Annotated in this window: 20 protein-coding genes; 8 read left to right on the top strand and 12 right to left on the bottom strand. The window is 32.1% G+C overall.

Going from position 1 to position 23,167, the window contains the following annotated elements:
- The first annotated feature begins 193 nt into the window (after nt 1-193).
- The gene (locus HNQ90_RS08600; protein ID WP_144115930.1) at nt 194-1,315 is read left to right on the top strand and encodes a carboxylate--amine ligase; all 1,122 of its coding nucleotides are present in this window, start codon (nt 194-196) and stop codon (nt 1,313-1,315) included.
- Between the two features lie 3 nt (nt 1,316-1,318).
- Here HNQ90_RS08600 and HNQ90_RS08595 read toward each other — a convergent pair whose 3' ends face one another.
- The 4 genes from HNQ90_RS08595 to HNQ90_RS08580 all read right to left on the bottom strand — a co-directional run bounded on the left by HNQ90_RS08595 (nt 1,319) and on the right by HNQ90_RS08580 (nt 5,630).
- Entirely contained in the window at nt 1,319-2,281 is a 963-nt protein-coding gene (locus HNQ90_RS08595; RefSeq protein ID WP_144115931.1) for a hypothetical protein, read from the bottom strand.
- 19 nt (nt 2,282-2,300) lie between these two features.
- Nucleotides 2,301-3,752 carry an MBOAT family O-acyltransferase gene (locus HNQ90_RS08590; RefSeq protein WP_144115932.1) on the bottom strand — a complete coding sequence of 484 codons (1,452 nt, stop codon included), beginning with the start codon at nt 3,750-3,752 and terminating at the stop codon, nt 2,301-2,303.
- A 182-nt stretch (nt 3,753-3,934) separates the two neighbouring features.
- Entirely contained in the window at nt 3,935-4,414 is a 480-nt protein-coding gene (locus HNQ90_RS08585) for an Lrp/AsnC family transcriptional regulator (protein ID WP_144115933.1), read from the bottom strand.
- A gap of 70 nt (nt 4,415-4,484) precedes the next feature.
- Nucleotides 4,485-5,630 (bottom strand): M14 family zinc carboxypeptidase, encoded by a 1,146-nt coding sequence (locus HNQ90_RS08580; RefSeq protein WP_144115934.1) that lies wholly within the window; start codon nt 5,628-5,630, stop codon nt 4,485-4,487.
- A 292-nt stretch (nt 5,631-5,922) separates the two neighbouring features.
- Here HNQ90_RS08580 and HNQ90_RS08575 point away from each other — a divergent pair, with 292 nt between their 5' ends.
- Together HNQ90_RS08575 and HNQ90_RS08570 are read left to right on the top strand one after the other, a co-directional pair.
- Entirely contained in the window at nt 5,923-6,297 is a 375-nt protein-coding gene (locus HNQ90_RS08575; RefSeq protein WP_144115935.1) for a helix-turn-helix domain-containing protein, read from the top strand.
- A 39-nt stretch (nt 6,298-6,336) separates the two neighbouring features.
- Entirely contained in the window at nt 6,337-6,723 is a 387-nt protein-coding gene (locus HNQ90_RS08570; RefSeq protein WP_144115936.1) for a hypothetical protein, read from the top strand.
- Nucleotides 6,724-6,759: 36 nt separating this feature from the next.
- Here the strand turns inward: HNQ90_RS08570 and HNQ90_RS08565 are convergent, their stop codons facing one another.
- Both HNQ90_RS08565 and HNQ90_RS08560 read right to left on the bottom strand, forming a co-directional pair.
- Nucleotides 6,760-7,260 (bottom strand): hydrolase, encoded by a 501-nt coding sequence (locus HNQ90_RS08565; RefSeq protein WP_144115937.1) that lies wholly within the window; start codon nt 7,258-7,260, stop codon nt 6,760-6,762.
- A gap of 12 nt (nt 7,261-7,272) precedes the next feature.
- Nucleotides 7,273-8,034, bottom strand: a complete 762-nt coding sequence (locus HNQ90_RS08560) for an MBL fold metallo-hydrolase (RefSeq protein WP_144115938.1) — start codon at nt 8,032-8,034, stop codon at nt 7,273-7,275.
- A 92-nt stretch (nt 8,035-8,126) separates the two neighbouring features.
- On the opposite strand from HNQ90_RS08560, the gene HNQ90_RS08555 reads away from it, so the two are divergent.
- Entirely contained in the window at nt 8,127-9,602 is a 1,476-nt protein-coding gene (locus HNQ90_RS08555) for a nucleotidyl transferase family protein (RefSeq protein WP_144115939.1), read from the top strand.
- 69 nt (nt 9,603-9,671) lie between these two features.
- On the opposite strand, the gene bcp is transcribed toward HNQ90_RS08555, so the two are convergent.
- Entirely contained in the window at nt 9,672-10,127 is a 456-nt protein-coding gene (gene bcp, locus HNQ90_RS08550) for a thioredoxin-dependent thiol peroxidase (protein WP_144115940.1), read from the bottom strand.
- 35 nt (nt 10,128-10,162) lie between these two features.
- Here bcp and HNQ90_RS08545 point away from each other — a divergent pair, with 35 nt between their 5' ends.
- A complete protein-coding gene (locus HNQ90_RS08545; protein ID WP_144115941.1) occupies nt 10,163-10,822 on the top strand; it encodes an endonuclease III domain-containing protein in 660 nt (219 codons plus the stop codon).
- A 238-nt stretch (nt 10,823-11,060) separates the two neighbouring features.
- Here the strand turns inward: HNQ90_RS08545 and HNQ90_RS08540 are convergent, their stop codons facing one another.
- Nucleotides 11,061-11,645 carry an RNA polymerase sigma factor gene (locus tag HNQ90_RS08540; RefSeq protein ID WP_144115942.1) on the bottom strand — a complete coding sequence of 195 codons (585 nt, stop codon included), beginning with the start codon at nt 11,643-11,645 and terminating at the stop codon, nt 11,061-11,063.
- A 233-nt stretch (nt 11,646-11,878) separates the two neighbouring features.
- Between HNQ90_RS08540 and uvrA the strand changes: the two genes are divergently transcribed.
- From uvrA to HNQ90_RS08525, 3 genes are all read left to right on the top strand, one after another.
- Nucleotides 11,879-14,662: an excinuclease ABC subunit UvrA gene (gene uvrA, locus HNQ90_RS08535; RefSeq protein WP_144115943.1), complete on the top strand. Its 2,784-nt coding sequence runs from the start codon at nt 11,879-11,881 to the stop codon at nt 14,660-14,662.
- A gap of 379 nt (nt 14,663-15,041) precedes the next feature.
- A complete protein-coding gene (locus HNQ90_RS08530) occupies nt 15,042-15,596 on the top strand; it encodes a hypothetical protein (RefSeq protein ID WP_144115944.1) in 555 nt (184 codons plus the stop codon).
- A gap of 503 nt (nt 15,597-16,099) precedes the next feature.
- Complete coding sequence (locus HNQ90_RS08525; RefSeq protein ID WP_144115945.1) at nt 16,100-17,311, top strand: hypothetical protein; 1,212 nt, start codon at nt 16,100-16,102, stop codon at nt 17,309-17,311.
- A 179-nt stretch (nt 17,312-17,490) separates the two neighbouring features.
- On the opposite strand, the gene HNQ90_RS08520 is transcribed toward HNQ90_RS08525, so the two are convergent.
- The 4 genes from HNQ90_RS08520 to HNQ90_RS08505 all read right to left on the bottom strand — a co-directional run bounded on the left by HNQ90_RS08520 (nt 17,491) and on the right by HNQ90_RS08505 (nt 23,031).
- Nucleotides 17,491-18,951, bottom strand: coding sequence for an MATE family efflux transporter (locus HNQ90_RS08520; protein WP_144115946.1), 1,461 nt, complete (start codon nt 18,949-18,951; stop codon nt 17,491-17,493).
- Complete coding sequence (locus tag HNQ90_RS08515; RefSeq protein WP_144115947.1) at nt 18,951-20,249, bottom strand: glycosyltransferase family 4 protein; 1,299 nt, start codon at nt 20,247-20,249, stop codon at nt 18,951-18,953. Before HNQ90_RS08515 ends, HNQ90_RS08520 begins: the two co-directional genes overlap by 1 nt.
- Complete coding sequence (locus tag HNQ90_RS08510; protein WP_144115948.1) at nt 20,221-22,647, bottom strand: YfhO family protein; 2,427 nt, start codon at nt 22,645-22,647, stop codon at nt 20,221-20,223. Before HNQ90_RS08510 ends, HNQ90_RS08515 begins: the two co-directional genes overlap by 29 nt.
- Before the next feature lie 120 nt (nt 22,648-22,767).
- Nucleotides 22,768-23,031 (bottom strand): DUF4834 family protein, encoded by a 264-nt coding sequence (locus tag HNQ90_RS08505; RefSeq protein ID WP_144115949.1) that lies wholly within the window; start codon nt 23,029-23,031, stop codon nt 22,768-22,770.
- Nucleotides 23,032-23,167: the final 136 nt, after the last annotated feature.

Raw genomic sequence — 23,167 nt, 5'->3', positions numbered from 1 at the left:
ATTTAATTAAACCAAATGTCCAATAAAAAATGAATTATTATAAAATCACTCTGCTATAAGTAAGTTTTATCTTGTTATTTATACATAATATCGAAATAATATGGAAAGTATATTTATTCCGGATTATTTTTAAATATTTGAATTATATTGATATGCCACAAGTAATTTTGAACTTAATTAAATAACTATTATCATGCCTAGTAAAAATATATCTATTCTTATACCCGATGGAGAGGCTCCAGTTTTAATGATAGTTTTAAATTGCCTTTCGGAAATTAAAAGGGTAAAAATCCATGTTATGTCTGATGATGCTGACATACCTATGAAGCACTCAAAAAAGGTTTATAAGTTCTATTACCGCCCAAAAACAGAATCTGATGTCGATTATATTAGTAACATTAATGACATAACTGAAAATCAAGACATTGATTTGATTATGCCCATATTTGAGCATAGCATTCGGCTTATTACTAAATATAAAGATTTAATTAGGTTACCAAATAAATTAGCCCTTCTCCCATCTCATAGCAATTTTGAAAAAGCTATCAATAAAGGTACTTTAACTGAGTATTTAAAAACATTAGGCTTGCCTTATCCTAAAAGCCAAGTAATTGCAGAAGGGTTAACACCCGATTTAAGCAAGGTAGATTACCCCATATTAATTAAACCTATTGAAAGCCCTGGAGGCGGTTTAGGTATTAAAGTTTTTAAAGAAGAATCTGAATTTTTGGAGTTTCTAAATTCTAACGACTCCAAAATCAATTACCTTGTACAAGATTATATTGAAGGTTATGATATTGATTGCAGTGTATTATGCAAAAATGGTGAGGTTTTAGCCTATACCATACAAAAGCCAAACATGTTTGGAGGTAATAAATTTGCACCTCAAATATCGTTTAAATTTGTTAAGCAAGACGACATATTAAATCAAGTAAAAACCTTAATGAAATCTTTAGATTGGTCTGGAGTAGCACATCTAGACATGAGGTTTGATGAAAAAGCTAAAAATTTTAAGGTTGTAGAAATAAACCCACGATTTTGGGGATCTGTAGAAGCTTCTTTATTTGCAGGCATAAACTTCCCATATTTATACTACTTATCAAGTTTAAATAAACCGTTTGAAACTCCTGATTATAAATTAATTGATTTTATGCTTCTAAAAGGCTTAGTAAAAAGTATTAAAAGAGATAAAAGCCAGTTATTAAAATTAAAGTTTATTTTTAACAATACGCCTATTAAATACATGCTAAGCGATCTAAAACCAACTATTTACAGAACGAGTAGTTTTATTTTAAGAAAACTTAATTTACGGTAAATTTTAGTTCTTAAATTCCAATTGCCTGGTGTAGTTCACAATAGCATTCGCTACAATACTCCTGCCATTATCATTCCAATGACTATCATAAATTAATGTCGTAGGTCTTTTAGACGTCTCTAAATCAGTAGTTAAATCTATAAATTTAAAATTATTTACCTTTAAATAATTTTTAAACGCATTTGGTGTATTTCTTTTTTCTAATAAGAGAACAAACCTTGATTTATCGAAATTATAAGTTTCTACCAACTTATTAAAATTAGCTAAATATTTAGGATTTATTTCATCAACTTCCTGAAGCTTGTTTTCATTCTTAGGTGTTGTATTCGGTTTTATTTTGAAGGCTACTAATTCTCTAAAACGTGTCTTTAAATCTCCTGTTATACCTATACTATTTAAGTATACTAGCAATTTAAATTTACGTAAGTTCCTATAAAACGGAGTTTCTAAGTTCATTCTATCCGGAATTACAGTATACTCACCTCTTTGCAAATCTGTTTTAAATTTAAGATCTATAAAAACGTAATCAATTAGATTAAAATCATCTTTAAACTGATTGATTAAATTAAGTTCATCGGCAAAATCATAGCCCGCATAAGCATATTCGTAAACTTCAAAATTGGTTAATTGCTTTTCTATTTTATTTCCAATAGAAAACTGATAGTCTTGATGAAACCCCTCTATGTATGAATCTCCAACTAACGCTATTTCTTTTTTCTCTTTTGAAGGTGCAAATTCGCGATAGGAATTGAAACCAGAATTATTTATTCGGAATTCGGAAAAATTTTGACGCCTATTTCCTGTAACAGAAAATCCATTTTGATTAGGTTGCCACTTCTCCACTTTATTTTCATCAATAATTCGAACTGGATAATCTTTAGTTAAATGAAACCCTCTAACCACTAGCTCTAAAACTAAAACAATCAATAAACCATAAAAAGCACCTTTAAAAAATATTTTTTTCATCTCTAAGCTCTTTAAATAATTAAAATTGAAAATAAATAAAAGATCGATCTATTTTGCTATCATAAAACAACAACATGCACAGAATAACAATTGCATACGCAATAAACCGAATGTACTTAGATTTAAATTTAAACGGTGCACGTTCGTCACGTCTTATAATATATTCATAAACTACAAAAAGAGCGATTAAAACATAATAATCAATCATCCTGAAGCCTGTTGGATGTCTATATGAATGAAACGTAAACTCCGAAAACATTCTTAAAATATAGCTAAATGCATCAGCTATAGTAGCCGACCTAAAAAACACCCACGAAAAGGTCACAAGACTAAAAACCATTACCATTCGAAGTACTTCGTTTATTGATGGTAATAATGAGTGCTCTCCTATTATAGAGTTTTTATATTTTGAATTTTTGCCCAATAAAAATATAGGAACAAATGCTATGGCATGAAAAGCGCCCCAAAACAAATAGGTCCAATTAGCACCATGCCATAAGCCACTAATTAAAAATACAATGGCAATGTTTCTAATTGAAATTAATTTTGATTTACGAGAGCCTCCTAATGGAATATAAACATAGTAACGAAACCAATCGGACAAAGAGGTGTGCCAACGTACCCAAAACTCCGCAATATTTCTTGAAAAATATGGGAATTTAAAATTAGATTTTAACTCTATTCCAAAAAGCTTAGCTGTACCAATGGCTATATCAGAATACCCACTAAAATCACCATAGATTTGAAAACTAAAAAATACCGCTCCTAAAACTAAAGTGGACGCCGAATAGCTAGAATAATTTGTAAAGATATCGTCAACAATAGGTCCCAACGAATCCGCTATTACCATTTTTTTAAATAAACCCCATAAAATAAGCTTTAAGCCCCCTACACATTGATTATAATTAAATGTTCTTTTATTTATAATTTGATGTAATAAATTAGAAGCTCTTTCTATAGGACCAGCAACTAACTGCGGAAAGAAACTAACAAAAGCTGCAAAGGCCAAAAAGTTTTTGGTGGGCTTTAATTTTTTATAATAAATATCAAACGAATAAGACATCGTCTGGAACGTGTAAAAGGATATACCAACAGGTAAAATAATATTTAATGTCCAAGTGCTATTTAAACTGTAACCTAAGACCGAAAATAGATCGATCCAAGAATCTACAAAGAAATTATAATACTTGAAAAAACCTAATAACCCTAAATTAAATAATACACTAACCCATAACCAAGCTTTCCGGGTCTTTTGCTTTTCTGTTTTATAAATAGTAATGCCTATAAAATAATCAACGATTGTGCTTAAAACAATTAAAAACAAAAACCTCCAATCCCACCAGCCATAAAAAATATAACTTGAAATAAGAAGTAAAATATTTTGTCCTTTAAGGCTTTTTTTAAACACTAACCAATAGAGCGCATAAACCACAAAAAGAAATAAAAAAAACTCTAAAGAATTAAATATCATGTTTTTCTAAATATTACTCAAATATGGTTGAAGTCGAGAATATTACCAAATACTTTCTTTAAACGGTAAAAAATATTACATCAATGCCAAAATAACAACTAAAATCAAAAATCAGGTTACGTTATAAAACTAAAAAAGCCCTGTTTTCACAGAGCTTTAAAATATATTCTTTACTTTTAAATTTACATATCATTAAAAATAGAATGCATCAAACGTTTTTTATCGTTTATACTCTCTTCTAACGAAATCATAGTTTCTGTTCTATAAACACCCTCAATATCATCTAATAAAAAGATAACTTCTTTAGCGTGCTCTGTACTTCTTGCTCTAATTTTACAGAAAATATTAAACTTACCTGTAGTAATATGTGCAACAGTAACAAAAGGAATCTCATTAATTCGCTCTAAAACAAATTTAGTTTGAGACGTATTATTTAAATAAACACCTACGTAAGCAATAAATGAATAGCCTAATTTTTTATAATCTAACATTAATGAAGAACCTTTAATAATCCCAGCTTCTTCCATTTTTTTTACACGAACATGAACTGTACCTGCAGAAATTAATAATTTTTTTGCGATATCAGTAAAAGGAATTCTTGTATTGTCGATTAACATGTCAAGAATTTGATGATCTATTTCGTCTAATTTGATTTTTCCCATAATTAACTATTCTTATATATGAGGCAAAATTAATACATTTTTATTAAAAATACAGAACTATTTCTATGTTTTATTTCGATAAAAGCAATAATTTCTCATTATTTAATATTACGAAAACGTTTTCGTAACCTATTTCCAATTCACCACCTTCTCCGTTATAAATGGCAACCCCTTTAGCATCAATCTCTTTGTGTCCATAAAATGCATTTAACTTTTCAATTTTCTCTATTTTTGGTATAAATTTCACCTTATTATCAATTAAACGTTCTTGAAACAATACGCCAACATCTACCAAAATGCCGTTTACTTTTGCATTCCTAATAATAAAATCAAGAAAGCATTTTCCATTCTCTGGAATGGTGAAATAAGGCTCATAAGCACTTCCCGTAACCTCTGTTTTAGCTATATAGTCTAACGATGCTAAATATGATATATAGATCAACTCACGCGTCACCTCCCTTCCGTAATCATTAGCAGAATGTCCTGCTTCAAACAAAATAGTTGGTACGTTCTCACTTTGAAATGTATCTCCAACACAATTTAAATTAAAAGCATCGTCATACACGCCAACTTGATCGGGTATAATACCCTGCAGAGCGCTATTCATTACCCCAATTACCTCCATGGCTATTTTTCGATTAGGCGTAACTGTACAGGCCTCGTCTTGCGCTGGTGCTAAAAAAGAAACGGTTGCCAATTTATTTGTATTTCCCGCACTAAATATAGTGCGCTGTCCATGTAAATTATAGCAAAAATGAGGTTTAAACTTCTCAAAAGCGTTGCGAAGCACTACACTTTCCGGCTGTGTTCTGTTTTGAGCATCCCTATTCAAATCCACTTGATTAGCATTAATTCTAGTATAAGCTAAAGCACCATCAGGATTTAAAATAGGAATGATATATAAGGTACAAGCTTCTAAAATGTAATTAAGCTCCGTTTTGCTATCTAAAAAGCTATTTAAGAGATCGAATATAGCCTTAGTAGTGGTCGACTCATTACCGTGCATTTGAGACCACATGAGTATTCTTTTTTTACCACTTCCAATTTTTAAACCATAAATAGGATGTGATAAAACAGATTTACCAATAGTTTCTACTTGAACATGTTTTGATAATTTTTCCAACAAAGGCTCAATGTCTTTATTGGTTATATATCGATGAGATAATTGATCTTCTTTGTGCTGTAAAAATAACACCTTAATATCCTGTAATTGCATCTTGATTATTTTGTGTAGACAAATGTAAACAATTAAGTTTTTACATTTGTAAACATTAAAATTGGATACTTTGTTTACAATATTAAACATAAAGTTGAGTTTTAGACAATTTTTCAATCACAAAAATTTGCCTGAATTAAAATTTTTACATAAAACACATATTTCCAGTTAATTAAATAACTTAAATTAAACTAAAACTTAAAATAAAAAACAATTTCAACACAATATATTTCCTGATTTAAAGTTATATTGTTACATTTGTAACAGCGATTACCCCAGACCACTATTTACAATGATAAACACAGAAGATTTTATTAAAAGACTACAAAAAGTTATAGATTACTACGGTGAGTCTGCGTCTTCTTTTGCCGAAAAAATTGGTGTACAACGCTCCAGTATTTCACATATATTATCAGGCCGAAACAAACCGAGTTTAGACTTTATTTTAAAAGTACTCTCCGCCTTCCCCGAAGTTGATTTGTATTGGTTATTTAACGGCAAGGGAGCTTTTCCTTCTGAAGAAAAAACTAAAGAGCCCATTCAAGAAAATATCACAGCAACACCTTCAATCCCCAAATTACCCCCAATTGAAATCGATAGCAAAAAAACAATAGATCGTATTGTTGTATTTTATTCTGACGGAAGTTTTAAAAACTACGAAAATTAACAGTATTGTTTAGTAGCTTTGTAAGCAAAACAACAAAATATGCGTGCATTATTTCTTTTAGCTTTTCTTCTTAGTTTAACAAGCTGCTATGAATCAACAAGAAACTGTAAAGATTACAAAACAGGTACATTTCGTTTTGACTACGCTGTAGATGGCGTTTCAAAAAGCGCTAACTTTAAGAGAACAGAACGCTATAGTATTAATTTTTATGATGGGAAAACAGACAGCTCTGAAGTGAAATGGATAAATGATTGCGAGTTTGTATTATACAAGATAAACCCAAAATCAATCGCAGAGAAAGATCCTATCCATATGAAAATATTAACCACCACAGATAGCTCGTACACTTTTGAATACGCAAAAGCTTCTTTTAACGAAGGCGAGCCCCAGCGAAAAGAAAAAGGAATAGCTATTAAAATTGACTAAGCAGCTTTCCTCATTATGTTATTAGAAAACTATTATTCAATCAAAAGGATATAAAAAATGTTCTACTAGTTGAAATTTTAGTTGTTTTTCTTGCGTAATTTCATAAGTTAGAAGTACTTCTCCCCAATATTGACCATCGGAAAAATCAGCTATAATCCATTTATGATTTAGCATTTTTACTGTATTCAAAAGCATCTTTCTCCCTTCACCTGAAGCATAAGGAATAATTGGGTGATCGCCTTTTACTTCATTCATCTTATACAATTCATCTTTAATAAACGGAATCAATTCATCTATTTTATAGCCATCATTTTCAAAATAACTAATAGCGTCTTCATTTCTATAAAGATTGAAATGCGATAATTCTAGAATATCATTATGTAAAACAGCAACAGAGTCCTTATATTTTTTAAGCTGCGTATTACTTGTTACCAACTGCTTGTCGATATCCTCAAAAATTCGTTTCGAGCTAACATATTGAAACAACACCAAAAGCGCCGTAAACACAAATAAATACATGAAAATTCTCTGCTTCATTATAATTTTTATTTAAACTGTTATTTTTAATCCGTCGTAAGCCAAAAACACATTGTTCGGCAACTTGTTCTCAACATCATCGTGAAACCCTAACAGATGACTTATATGTGTTAAATAGGCCTTTTCAGGGTTAACCTTTCTTATAAACTCCAGCGCTTCCTCTAAGTTAAAGTGCGAGTGATGCGGCTCTATACGTAAAGCATTAACCACCAAAACTTTTACATGTTTAATTTTTTCAACCTCCTTATCCGAAACCGTTTTCATATCGGTTAAATACGCAAAATCCTTAAACTTAAAACCAAAAACTTGCAACTCATGGTGTTTACCGCTTACAGGAACAACCGTTAAATTTTTCAACTTGAAAGGCTTGTTTTTAAGCCTGTGAGTTATAACTTCTGGAGCTCCTGGATACCTGTTTTCCTTTTTAAAAACATAATCAAATCGTTTTTTTATAGATTTTAAAACGCGCTTATGTCCATAAATGGAAATACCTCCTTGCTTAAAATAAAACGGCCTAATATCATCCAAACCTAGAACATGATCGGAATGCTCATGAGTAAACACAATACCATCAATTCGTTTTACCTGTGCCCTTAGCATTTGATATCTAAAATCCGGCCCACAATCTACTACATAAGTAAAATTATCCCACTCTACTAAAACAGACACTCTTAAGCGCTTGTCCTTAGGGTTCTCGCTTAAACAAACTGGATGATTGCTTCCTATAACTGGAATGCCTTGAGAAGTACCGGTACCGAGGAAAGTAATTTTCAAAAATTTTAAGTTTTTACAAAAATAAGTTTATTTTTTTGTTTGCTATACTTATTTGATACCTTTGTAAGGACAAGACGTAACCTATATAAATTATGGAAATAACCATTACTGGCGATAAAGAGTTTGACGATATCCCATCGTTAAAATCTAAGGCATTAAAAATCAACTTAAACGCAAACATTTATGGAACCTTTGCGGAAATTGGCGCTGGACAAGAAACTTGTCGTCATTTTTTTAGAGCTGGAGGAGCCTCAGGAACTATTGCTAAAGCTATGTCTGCTTACGATAAAGATTTTAGTGATGCCATTTATGGTGCCGAGGACGATGGACGCTACGTAACAGAAGCGCGTTTAAGAAAAATGCTTGCTCACGAAATGGACCTTATGGAGAATAGGCTAACCCGTGAAAAAAACCCGAATAAAATATTTTTTACGTACGCCAATACCGTTGCAACCATAGATTTTGCTAAGCAATTTAAAGGTCATGGCTGGGTAGGAATTAAATATCAAGTTGAAGCTGGAGCTGAATACAATGAAATAATCCTGCATTTACGTTTTAAAGAAACTGATGCACGACTACAACAAGAAACGCTTGGTGTTCTAGGTACAAATTTGATATACGGTGCGTTTTACAAGTATAATGAACCTAAAAAGTTATTGCGTTATTTATACGATCACTTAGATAAAGACCAGTTAGAAATTGACACCATTAACTTTTCAGGACCTGTTTTTAAAGATATCGACAACCGATTAATGAGTTTGCAGCTTGTTAAAAATGGCATGACGGATGCCGTAATGTTTGGTCCAGACGGCACCAACGTTTTACCGGCTCGTGTGTTTTATAAGAAAAACATTTTAGCTCTTAGAGGTAGTTTTAGACCGGTAACCAAAGTAAACATGGCAATGTATGAGAAATCATACGAAATGTTTATCAAGGAAAATAAAGTGGATGAAAAGAAAACTGTTGTGGTTTTTGAAATTACATTATCTAATTTAAGAGCCGAAGGTGAAATTGACGAGCAAGATTTTATAGATCGTGCAGATTTATTATGCTCTCTAGGACAATCGGTTATGATATCCAACTTTCAAGAATACTTTAAAGTAGTAGAATACTTCTCTAATTATACAAAAGCTAGAATGGGGTTAGCCATGGGTGTTAGTAATTTAGTTGATATTTTTGATGAAAAATACTATCGCCATATGAGCGGGGGTATTCTAGAAGCCTTTGGCAAATTATTCTTTAAAGACTTGAAAGTTTACTTATACCCAATGAGGGACTCCGAAACAGGAGAGCTTATTACTAGTGAAAATTTAAAAGTTTACCCGCGTATGAAAGAATTATACAAATTCTTTAAATACAACGGAAAAGTTATCGATATAGAAGATTACGATGAAAGCATCATGAATATATTTTCTAGAGAAATACTAAGAAAAATTTCGCAAGGCGAAAAAGGTTGGGAAGAAATGGTACCAGAAGGAACTGCAGAGTTAATTAAAGACTACAGGTTATTTGGATACACTAGAAGGCCTCTCACCTTAAGCAGAAACATTACTAGAAAGAAAAAGTAAAACACAATAAAAAAAATAAAAAACGGCTATTTTATATAAATAGCCGTTTTTTTTATACACACTGGTTAATTAATTTTCTAAAATTTGCGCCGCATGATCTTTGGTTTTTACTTTTTGAATAACACGATCTACAACACCTTGCTCGTTTATTAAAAAAGTCATTCTATGAATACCGTCATACTCTCTACCCATAAACTTTTTAGGCCCCCAAACACCAAAGGCATTAATAACCGTTTTACCCTCATCGGCTAATAACGGAAAAGGAAACTCATGTTTATTTTTAAAATTTGATTGTCTTTTTGCAGAATCTGCACTTACACCCAACAGCTCATAACCTTGCGCTTTAAGTTCGGTGTAATTATCTCTTAAATTACAAGCTTCAACCGTACAACCTGGTGTACTTGCCTTTGGATAGAAAAACACAACCAGTTTTTCACCTTTATAATCGCTTAACGAAATATTATTTCCTTGCTCATCTTTAGCTGTAAAATTAGGAACAGCATCGCCTTGTTTTAGTGTATTCATAGTCTTAACTTTGATTTTTATCAAAAATACAACTTATGACTAAACAAGAAAAGGTAAAATTTGTTATTAACACACTTTACAAGCTTTACCCTGAAATACCAATTCCGTTAGACCATAAAGATCCTTACACCCTATTAATAGCCGTTTTACTTTCGGCGCAATGTACAGATGTTCGCGTAAATCAAATAACCCCTTTATTATTTGAACGTGCCGACAATCCTTTTGATATGATTAAAATGTCGGTAGAAGAAATTAAAGAAATTATTAGACCTTGTGGTTTATCACCAATGAAAAGCAAAGGTATTTACGGCTTATCTAAAATATTAATTGAAAAACATAATGGCGAAGTACCACAAAGTTTTGAATATTTAGAAGAATTACCTGCCGTTGGCCATAAAACAGCGAGCGTAGTTATGTCCCAAGCCTTTGGTGTTCCTGCATTTCCTGTTGATACTCACATCCACAGATTAATGTACAGATGGAATTTAACCAACGGAAAAAATGTAGCACAAACCGAAAAAGATGCGAAACGTTTATTTCCAGAGGAATTGTGGAATGACTTACATCTTCAAATTATTTGGTATGGTCGTGAATATTCTCCCGCTCGAGGTTGGGATTTAGAAAAAGATATTATTACTAAAACTATAGGTAGACAATCGGTTTTGGACGAGTATTATAAATCAAAAAAGCCCTAATTCATAGAATCAGGGCTTTTTATTTATTTGTATTTAATTCAGAAGTGTTTCAAACTTCATGTTATTATAATTTTTAACACTTAAAGCTTTTGAGTAATTAAGAAGAAAATTAACTGTCTCCCCTTTCGGCTCAAGTTTTTCAATGTTTTTTAAAGAATTTTCAGAGTAAATTTTTTCCATTATATCTATTTAAAAGGTTAATTCAAATAGAAAACGAAACAACATTTACTTTATTGCATTAATTCGTTAAAACTATATTATGCTTATCTATTATTTTACGTAAGTTAATAAGCGCATAACGCATTCTTCCTAGCGCAGTATTAATACTAACACCTGTTCTTTCAGATATTTCTTTAAAACTCATATCGTTATAAATACGCATCATTAACACCTCTTTTTGATCATCAGGAAGTTCATCAACCAATCGTCTTACATCATGTTCTACCTGTTCTTTAATAATCGTTTTTTCGGCATTCAAGCTACTATCACTTAAAACAGAAAAAATATTAAAATCGCCCGCATTATCAAATTTAGGCATCCGGTTATTTTTTCTAAAGAAATCTATCACTAAATTATGCGATATACGCATTACCCAAGGCAAAAACTTACCTTCTTCGTTATAAGCACCTCGCTTTAGTGTACGTATAACTTTAATAAAAGTATCCTGAAAAATATCTTCTGCAACATCTCTGTCGTATACTTTTGAATAAATAAAACTGTAAATCCTTTGTTTGTGCCTTTTAATTAAAATTTCTAGTGCGCTTTCATCACCTTTAATGTAGTTGCTTACTAGAGTCGCATCTGTAATAAGTTCTTGTTGCATAATGTTTACTTTTAATGCACGAAGTAAAACCTCGTTGCTTGGGGGTTATTAAGTTTAAAAGTAATTTTATGCTATAGATACGTGTTTATGAAGTTATTATAAGTCAAATATAACAACAATCGTTCCTAAAAAACAATAAATCATAATTTTTTTTAACTTTTTATTCGATAAACGGTTATTTTTTATGCTCGTCCACTTGTATTATCTTTACAAATTATTTCGACAAACATCCTATGAACACTAATATTTCCGAAGTTAACCCAAAAGAAAACATCATTATAAAAGGTGCAAAACTGCATAACCTTAAAAATATCGATGTTGTTATTCCAAGAAACAAATTAGTGGTTATTACGGGCTTATCTGGTTCAGGAAAATCAAGTTTAGCTTTCGATACGCTTTATGCCGAAGGTCAACGACGCTATGTAGAAAGCTTATCAAGTTATGCACGTCAGTTTTTAGGGCGATTAAACAAGCCAAAAGTAGATTATATAAAAGGCATTGCCCCTGCTATTGCTATAGAGCAAAAAGTAAATTCTACAAATCCACGCTCTACAGTAGGTACAACTACCGAAATTTACGATTATCTTAAGCTACTATTTGCTAGAATCGGAAAAACCTACTCACCAGTTTCTGGTTTAGAAGTGAAAAAAGACACGGTCACAGATGTTTTAGAATACATTAAAACATTTCCAGAAAGAGAAAAACTACTTCTCCTCGCTCCTATTTATTTAGAAGAAGGACGCACCATTGAAGACAAATTAAAAACATTAAACCAGCAAGGTTACGCACGTATAAAAGTTAACGACGATGTTGTAAGAATAGACGAAGCTCTGTCTATAACCAAAAAAGACACCATACTATTAGTTGTAGATAGAGTGATCACCAAAAATGAAGAGGATTTTTATAACCGATTAGCAGACGCCGTACAAACCGCATTTTTTGAAGGTAAAGGCGAATGTATTATCGAAACCTTAAGCGATAACAAACAACGACCATTTAGCAATAAATTTGAATTAGATGGCATTAATTTTTTAGAACCTAATGTGCATTTGTTCAGTTTTAACAATCCTTATGGCGCCTGTCCAAAATGCGAAGGCTATGGGGATATTATTGGTATTGATGAAGATTTAGTAATTCCAAACACAGGGCTTTCCATATATGAAAGTGCCATTTTTGCTTGGCGAGGAGAAAGCATGAGTTGGTATAAAGACCAATTGGTAAACAACTCTCATAAATTCGATTTTCCTATTCATAAACCTTATTTTGAGCTAAGCGATTCCCAAAAACAATTGGTTTGGACAGGAAATAAACATTTTGAAGGTTTAAACTCCTTTTTTGCCGAGTTAGAGTCTAAAGCTTATAAAATTCAAAATCGGGTAATGTTATCACGTTACCGCGGTAAAACCAAATGCAAAACCTGTAACGGTAAGCGCTTACGTATAGAAGCTAATTACGTAAAAATTGCCGGCGCCACACTTACCGATTTGGTAGAAATGCCATTAGATAAGCTCACCATCTTCTTTAAATCGCTAAAACTAAACGATCACGATACGCATATAGCCAATAGATTATTAAAAGAAATAAATAACAGGCTATCATTTCTTGCCAATGTTGGTTTAGATTATTTAACGCTAAACAGAAAATCGAACACCCTTTCCGGTGGCGAAAGTCAGCGTATAAACCTAGCAACATCATTAGGAAGTAGTTTGGTTGGTTCCATGTATATTTTAGACGAACCTAGTATTGGCCTACATCCTAAAGATACCGAACGCCTTATTTCTGTTTTAAAATCCTTACGCGATTTAGGTAACACAGTAATTGTGGTTGAACATGATGAAGATATCATGAAAGCCGCCGAATACATTATCGATATTGGCCCCGAAGCAGGAACCTTTGGCGGACATGTAGTTGCAGATGGCACTTATACCGATATTTTAGCATCGCAATCCTTAACAGCCAAATACTTAAACGAAGAGTTAAAAATAGAAGTTCCAAAAACGCGCAGAACATCAAAATACCATGTCGATATTATTGGCGCTCGCGAAAACAACCTAAAAAATATTGATGTTAGCTTTCCTTTAGGCATGCTGACCGTAATTACAGGAGTTTCAGGTAGTGGAAAAAGTACATTGGTAAAAAAAATATTATTCCCAGCGCTTCAAAAGAAACTTACCGATTTTGGAGATAAACCAGGACAATTTACCGAGCTAAAAGGTAATTTTAGCAATATAAATCACATCGAATTTGTAGATCAAAATCCAATTGGACGCTCATCAAGATCCAATCCGGTAACCTATATAAAAGCATACGATGATATTCGTGCGCTGTTTTCAAAACAGAAATTAAGCACCATACGAAATTACCAAGCAAAGCACTTTTCGTTTAACGTAGATGGCGGGCGTTGTGAGACTTGCAAGGGTGAAGGTCAAGTAACCATTGAAATGCAATTTATGGCCGATGTGCATCTAGAATGCGAAACCTGCAAAGGCAAACGCTTTAAAAAGGAAGTCCTAGAAGTTACATTTGCCGATAAAAACATAGACGATATTTTAAACGCCACCATCGACGATGCCATTGCTTTTTTCGAGGCTACCGAGCAAACCAAAATTAAAAACAAACTCCAACCACTACAAGATGTTGGTTTGGGTTATGTTACTTTAGGACAAAGCTCGTCTACCCTATCTGGTGGCGAAGCACAACGCATTAAATTGGCTTCATTTTTAGGTAAAGGAAACAATAAAGAAAAAGCACTATTTATTTTCGACGAACCTACAACCGGACTACATTTTCACGACATTCAAAAGCTACTAAAATCTTTTAATGCTTTAATAGCCAAAGGCCACTCTATTATTGTTGTCGAGCATAATATCGATTTAATTAAATGTGCCGATCATATTATCGATCTTGGCCCAACGGGCGGCGAAAAAGGCGGAAATCTAGTAGCAACAGGAACTCCAGAGGAAATATCTAACATAAAAGCATCTCAAATTGGTAAATATTTAAAAGAAAAACTTTAATTCACTTTTAATTATTTGGGCGTTACCACAAGGGTCGGGCTTTCACAAGTCGCTCTCTTCGAGGAGCTCCAACAATTGCTCAATCCCTAACGCACCTATTTGCTACATTTTGGTTTAACACCACAAACTAGTCCATTTTACTTATTTCTTTTTTTTAAAGAGGTGTTTCAATAAAATAACTCCCTCTTAAAAAAGAAACATCTCTTTTTTAGCGCAAACCACAACTTACTAAAAACCAACCAACTAACAATAACAAGATTGTTAAAACCAAGTTAATTCAACAAACTAACCATTTTTTTGGCACGCAAATTGAAAACCACTAAACAACAAAGCGAAAGCCGAAAAGCTAAAGAGTAGGCACAATGAAATCCTTATGATTATGAAAAGAGTAGTACTAGTATTTGCAAGTTTGTTGATAGGATTAACAACTGCATCAGCAACCGAAACCAATACACACAAACCAAACATAAAGCTAGAAAAAAGAAAAAGCAATCACCTATCGCAACCTATTACGTTTAAAGAAAACGGTGTGGAGTTTTTAATTTTCTCAGATGGTAGTTTCGATTTTAATGCAAAACACACAAAACACTTTAATCCATTAGCATATAAAAGAAACACCTATAGAAACACAAGTTATAGAGGCCCAAATGCCAATGTACAATATACACGTTTCTCTAATAAAGGTCTAACAATTACCCACGACAGATTTGGAAAAATTAAACGCATTGGCCATGTAAACATAAATTACGATCGTTACGGACGTATTACCCGCGCTGGAACCGTTAACATGAGCTACAGCCGAAATAAGCATACTGTTTTAACCAAAGTTGGCGGTTTAAAAGTTGTCTATAATCGAAAAGGACAAATTGTTAAAACCCGAGGACAAGTAAAACATTACGTAAAAACAAGGCATAATAAAAAGTATAAAAGATAATTTTTTTTTGAGATTAGTTAGTTTAGTTAAAGATGAAAACCTCGAAGTTGTATGGCTTCGAGGTTTTTTATTTATAATATTTAACCTATACACACTTACCTACCACAAAGAGATTCAGCTGGTAACTAATTACACTCTTTTTAAATATTATTAATGCATTTGCTCTTGGTTTTAACAGCAAACCTAACAATAAACTCAGAGCTTCCTCAAAATAAAGCTGTATGTATTAAATCAAATTTCTTATTGTTTAAAAAATTATTTAAATATCCTTATTCTTTTAATGTTTCAGAATTGATAATAAATAAAACCATTTACAATCTAACCAACACACAATACAAATAGTAAATACTCTATTTTTTTTAATCAATATCAATCTAAAAGACTTCCAAATCTACATATAATTAAATTATTTCTTCAATGTTTACAAGGCCTAAAACCCTATGTTCGTTTTTTGGCACGATGGTTGTAATTACTAAAACAGTAACCCATAAAAAATTATAGTTATGAAAAAGTTTATATTCTTATTAGCAGGTTTAGTCCTTACAGGATTTACTGTTAACGCAACCACAACCAACACCGAAACAAACGCAAATGAAGCCGCAACATATTATAGAGGTTATGGAAACTCTTTTATATTTAATGTAGATGGTGTAGAGTTTTCTGTTTTTAGAGATGGACAATTCGATTTCAATTTACTTAGAAACACCTCTAATTTTGGAGTAAGTATTAACACAAGAAACGTAAACGTTAGTTTTAATACTGGTTACGATTACAACGCTTACGTGCAATATGATGAATACGGAGCAATAATTCAAATAGAAAATATTCCTATTTACTATGATTACTACGGCCGTATTAGTCAAGCAGGAAATGTAAACATCTATTATAACAACTTTGGTTATATAAACCGTATTGGTGGTTTAAATGTATATTACAGAAACAATGTGTTTTCTCACTACTCTGGGTTTATCAATATTTACAACAGAGGCTATGTTTTTAGACCATGGCACAGATATTACAGCATCCCAGCTAGAGACTACTGTGTAGTATACAACAGACCTTACAGACAATTTTACAACCCTGTACGTTACACGTATCATAGAGCGTTTCAAAACAATTACAGACCAAGAACAGCTATTGCAACTAGAAGAGGAAATACAATTTCTAGAAACAGAAGTTACGCAACCGTAAATAGAAGCAAAAGAAATGTAACACAAGTTAATAGACATGCAAACTATAAAAGAACTGTAGCTAACAACAACTCAAACACAAGACGCGCAAATAGCACAGTAAATAGAAGCACTAGAACTAATGGTAAAGCAAATAAGCAAGTTACCAGACGCGATAATAGAACTGATAATAACATTTCAAGAACAACAACAACTAATAGAAATAACACTAAAATAGTTAACAGAAGAACTACAGGAAACACTAATAATATTGGTAATAGAACAAGTACTAGAAACAATACGGTAACACGTAATAAAAAAACTACTACAGTTCAAAAACCAAAAGCAACAAATACACGTACATATAATAGAAACAATAATAAAACTAGAAGTACGCAAGTAGCTCAACGTACTGTAAGTAAACCAAGAACAACTCAAAAACGTACAGTTTCGAAGTCTACGCAAAACAGAACACAAAGAGCAACACAAAGCAGAAGTACCTCTAGCAACAATACAAGATCGACATCGACAAGACGAAGATCATAACAATTTTGGTTGGTTAGTTTGAAAATCCCTACGAAAAGTTTGCCTCAAAGCAACATCGTGGGGTTTTTCTTTTTACGTGAGTTTAGTTATTTCAATAAATGCAGAACTCTTCACAATTCAATCCCCTATTCCCCACTAAACACGGTTATTGTTTTCGCTTTCGCGGAAATAATAAGCAATTATTTCAGCTTTAAATACTTTTTAATAACCGCTGAAATATCATCAGATAAATTGAACCTATAAATAACAAAAATATAAAGCAGACTAATTAAAATGGTTTTGATTCCTATATTTAAAATAGGATGAAAAGGAAACTCCCAAAAGTAAAACAGGAGCGCACAAAATAGTAAAAGGCAAGCTATTTTTAAGGTAGAATTAGTAAACGGAAACATTTTAAACTTTCTGTAAACAAAATACAGCTTTATGGTATTGTATAAAAAAACCGCTACAAAGGTGGCAATCGCAGCGCCATTTATGCCGTACATGGGTATTAACACAATATTTAATAAAATCATTACCGCTATTATAACAACACCTATTATTAAAACCAATCTATAATAATCACTATTAAATAGAATGGCATTATTACTACCTAAAAGCGAATCGTAAAGTTTAGAAACACTAATTAAAAGTACAACATACAAGCCTACGCTGTACTCTTCATCTATAATAAGGTATAATTGGTTTATGTTTAAAATAATTAATAAAAAAATTAATCCACCAACTACAAATAAGCTTAAAGAACTACGCTTATACAAATCTTCCAAGGAATTAAAATCTCGATCGTTTAAATATTTTGCCGACATAGGCGACAATAATTGATGCATAGCGCGTTGCGGCACCGCTATAACTGTCGAAATAAAAATAGCTACATTGTAATACGCAATATTCCGCATAGGGTTTAGGTACTGCCCCATCATAACTTTATCGATATCCAAAAGCTGAGTAGCTATTAGGCCTGCAACAATAATTAAAGCAGAATACTTTAAAATACTACTTAACCCACTTACTTTTTTAAATGTAATAACTGGTAATTTTATACTAAAAGCATACACTTTCATAACCAACATCCGCAATACATAAATAACCACAAGGCCAACCATAAACTGCTCCAAACTTATTACCTCAAAATGCAATGCAAGCAACAGCAGCATAGTGCCAACCCTATGAAAAACTTCTTTCATGAAATTCCCAAACACCGTTTGCATTTGCACTTTTGCCCAAGCGAAAAACACTTCAAAATAAGCCAAAGCAACCGCTATAATAAAGGTGTGCCATAAATAACCTTTTATTATTTCATTTTCACTTGATAGAAAATCAGCAATGGCATCATGACTAAAATAGACAATCAATATTAATGGAAGTATAATGCAAATAGGCAGTATTAACATTAGTGTTAAAAAACTATTTAACGCCACTCTTGTTTTAAATGTAGAATAGAATTTAACCAAAGTATTATGCATACCAAAAGACATTAACGGCATAATAACATAAGCCAAAGACAGCATATACCCTACCATTCCGTAATAATCGTCGGTTAAAAACTCAGTATAAAGAAATAATGTATTTATAGCGCCTATAAAAAACCCTAAATAGGTTGAAATAATATTCTTAAAGGATTGTGTTGCAACGACGCCCATTATAATAAACTAGTTAATGATTTGGTGAGCGCTTTTCTATGATACTTTTGCAAACCAACGGGATGCGTTTGTAAACTATTATTAAGAAAAGCATTATAATGCTCTAAGATAATTCTTTTTAATGAGTCGTAATCATTGTAATTAAAGTAGTGCCCCGTATTGGTTTCTTTTATAATTTCCTGAACATCGGAATCTTTTGGACCAATAGCAACTATAGGTCTATTTGAAACCATATACTCAAACAATTTACCCGGAACTATACACTTTGTATCTTCTGAATCTATTTCTATCAACAATAAAATTTGAGATTGTTTTTGAAATTTAATAGCTTCTTTATGCGACACATACCCTATGTTATTAACATAATTACTTAAATCATACTTTTCAATAGAACCTAATACTTCATCACTAACAAAACCAACAAAATTAAGTTGTAGGTCTTTAGCCAAACTTGAGTTTTCGATAACCAAATCGCTTAGAACTTTCCAAAATATTTCAGGATTTCTTTTGGATAATAAAGAACCTATATGAGCCAAAGTAAATTTAGAATCCAAATTAAAATCTACATGAGCTTCGTTATCATAACCATTTGTAATAACCTCAATGGGTTTACTGGTTATAGCTTCAAACTCTTTTTTAGTAGTAAAGCTTGTAACTATAATTTGATCTGCAGTGTTTAAAACTTGTTTCTCTAGAGCTTTATGCTTAGCTCCAGAACTAGCCATTAACTTTAGCTGCTTATGATAACCAATGGTTGTCCATGGATCTCTAAAATCTGCTAACCACTTTACGCCTAACCTCTGTTTTAATTCTAAACCAATAAGATGCACACTATGTGGCGGCCCTGTAGTAATAATAGATTCTATATTTTCGTTTTTAATATAATTACCAAGATAGACCACCGAAGGCTTTACCCAGCCTACTCTAGCATCTGGTATAAAAAAGTTTCCACGCACAAAAAGCATAACCTTTTCGACAAAAGTCTGCTGTTTCTCATTTGAAATAATCCCTTTACTAATGGTTTTTGAAGACTTTTTCGAAAATAACCCCGCCCATCTATATGGCTCCTTTATTGGATGTTTAATTATAGTTATTTTATCTGATACTTCAAGCTCCAAACTTTCATCTACAATAGGATAATTAGGGTTTTCTGGAATAAAAACAATAGGATCAATGTCTAACTCTGGTAAATACTTAACAAATTTCAACCAACGCTGAACACCTGGTCCGCCAGCAGGTGGCCAATAGTAGGTTATTATTAGCGTTTTTTTAGACACTTTTATTCTTTTTGAACTCATAAAACAAACCACCAAGTATTAATAAACCTAACAATATTGAACTTGCTAAGGTTATTTTACTTCCCATTTTAACCACATCTGGATCAAACTTGAACTCAATAATATGTGTTCCTTTTGGAATTTGCATACCACGTAAAATATAGTTTACGCGCATATGATTTGTTTCTTTTCCGTCGATAAAAGTTTTCCAGCCTTTAGGGTAATAGATTTCCGAGAACACCGCAAAACCATCATTTGAGTTATTGGTTTCATATTTTAAGTAGTTAGGTGTAAACGCCTTTAAATCAATACGCGCTAAAGAATCTACGGCATAACTATTTTTAATATTCTCATCTAATAACGCAGGTTTCATGTAAACCGCCTTGTTTTTAGAATCTAAACTATCTAAGGCCTTAATTTCCTCATTAGCCGACTTTACTTCTTCTAAAGCACTTATAAACCAAGCATTACCATTAGCACTTTCATTTTTAAAAGGAAACGCTCCTCCTTCTTCATCTTGCGCTACAATATACTTTGCATTTAGCATATTTAGCACATTAATATTGTTTCTAGAAATATAAAAATCGAATACTTCGCGATAACGTCTTAATTCCGCCGCATTATAACCATTTAAAGAATTATGGTAATATGATGGTTTTGATGGCCCTGAAACCAAATCGTACACCTTATAATGCGATTTATCTTTTAAAATATATTGATCCACCTCTGTTGCCTGAAATGGTTTATTCATTTGAATTCCAGAAACAAAATCATCATTATTAACGTAGCGTCTATCTACACCAACCAAATCAAAAAGGATTAATGCCCCAAAGGCTACAATAACCCATTTTTCTTTTAGCTTTTCGGTTAAAAAGAAATAAATAGTACCCGCTGATAATAACACTAAAACCAAAGTTCTAAAAGTATCTGCTGTAAACATAGATTTTCTATCTGCTTTTAGAGCATCAACAAAATCTTGCCCGTAATTTTGACGATAAAAACCATCGTTAGTTCCAACAAAATCAAATAAAGACGATTTAAACAACAAAAACAACAAAGCCAAACCTGCGGTAATACCTACCGAATATTTTAAGGCTTTAAGCTTAACTTCTTTACCTTCATAATCACTAAAAAGCCTCACCAACCCGAAAATAGCTAAAGCCGGTACGCATAATTCTAAAATAACCTGAATTGAACTAACCGCTCGGAATTTATTATATAGCGGTACAAAATCAATAAATAAGTCCGTTAAAAAACCTAAATTCTTTCCGTAAGACAACAATAAAGACAGTAATGTACCTCCAACAAGCCACCATTTTAATCTGCCTTTTACTAAAAACAGAGCAAAAACAAATAAAAATAATACGACTGCCCCTATATATGCTGGCGCTTCAACAATAGGCTGGTCGCCCCAATACGTTGGTGCACGACTCGCTTCCTGTGCTGCTTGAGTTGTGGTTGCTCCTAATTTTCTAAAGGCTTCATAAGTAGCAGAGCCTTTACCAACATCTTCGGAGTTTCCTCCACCTGTAAAACGAGGTATAAATAGATTAAAAGTTTCCACAATACCATAACTAAACTGAGTTATATAGTCTCGATCTAAACCATTTGTAATTTCTTTAGGCGAACCATCAGGATTGATTGTCAGCTCACTTTTACCACGTTTACTCTCTTTAACATATTCGTTGGTAGCTAAAAAGTTAGTAGCATTTAGCGCTATAGATAAAATAACAGCAACAACCAAAATACCAAGGGATTTAAAGTAATGAGGCAACATTTGTTTTTTATAAGCATCTACTAAATATGCAATACCTAATATGATAACCAAAAACATTAGGTAGTACGTCATTTGAAAATGATTAGATACTAACTCCAACCCCATAGCTATAGTTGTTAGTAAAAAACCAAGAATGTATCGTTTTTGAAACACCAATAAGATACCGCTTAAAACCAACGGCATATAAGCTATAGCATGCGCTTTACTATTATGCCCAACTCCTAAAATTATAATTAAATACGTAGAAAAACCGAAGGCTAGAGCGCCTAAAGCAGCCAATTTAAAATCGACTTTTAACACTAGTAAAAACACATAAAAACTTAACAAATACAGAAATAAATAGTCTGCCGGACGAGGTAAAAACCGTAAGGCTAAATCTAATTTTTTAATGTAGTTATGCGGGTATTTTGCACCCAATTGATACGTTGGCATACCTCCAAAAGCACTATTGGTCCAATACGTTTCTTCGCCGGTATCAGCTTTAAAGTCTTTTTGCTGTTTGCTCATACCAATGTACTGCACGATATCATTTTGATAAATAGCTTTACCTTGTAAAACAGGACTAAAATATGCTAATGAAATTACTATAAAACCTAATAAAACTAATACGTGGGGTAATAATTTTTTAATTGATAATGGCATGAATCGTATTTAAGAAAATGATTCTGAAAAATAGTTATAATTTTTCAGAATTAAGTATAATGAGATTACTAAACTTTAAGGGCATAATTCCTAGTAAGCGAAACAATTAAAAAGAGAGCACTACTCTATTTCCTCATAATCCACATATTCTCCAACATTTTTGTTTGAAGTTTTTGTTTCCGGGATTTTATCAATAGTTATTTCGCCTTCCTTTTTTTGAGACTGTTGATTTTGTCTTTTTTGAAATTGACCAAACTGACCTCCAAAACGTTCTTCGGCTTTTTTAGCAGCGAATTTAAGCAGTAAAGGCGCGAAAATCCTAGAAAGAATTTTAATTCCGTAATATACTAAGGCTATTATAAGAATGGTTTTTAATAAACCCATTTTTTTACTTTTATGATTTAATTTAACAAAAATACAATTCTATCCGTTTAAAAAAGGCTCAAGAATGATAAAAAAAGCATAAAATATCTATATTTGACAACCTTTAATACATTTTATTAAAGAAAAAATTAAACCT

It is taken from the genome of Algibacter amylolyticus, from assembly GCF_014202225.1.
Taxonomy (GTDB): Bacteria; Bacteroidota; Bacteroidia; order Flavobacteriales; family Flavobacteriaceae; genus Algibacter_B; species Algibacter_B amylolyticus.
This window is presented reverse-complemented; position numbering and strand designations above follow the sequence as displayed.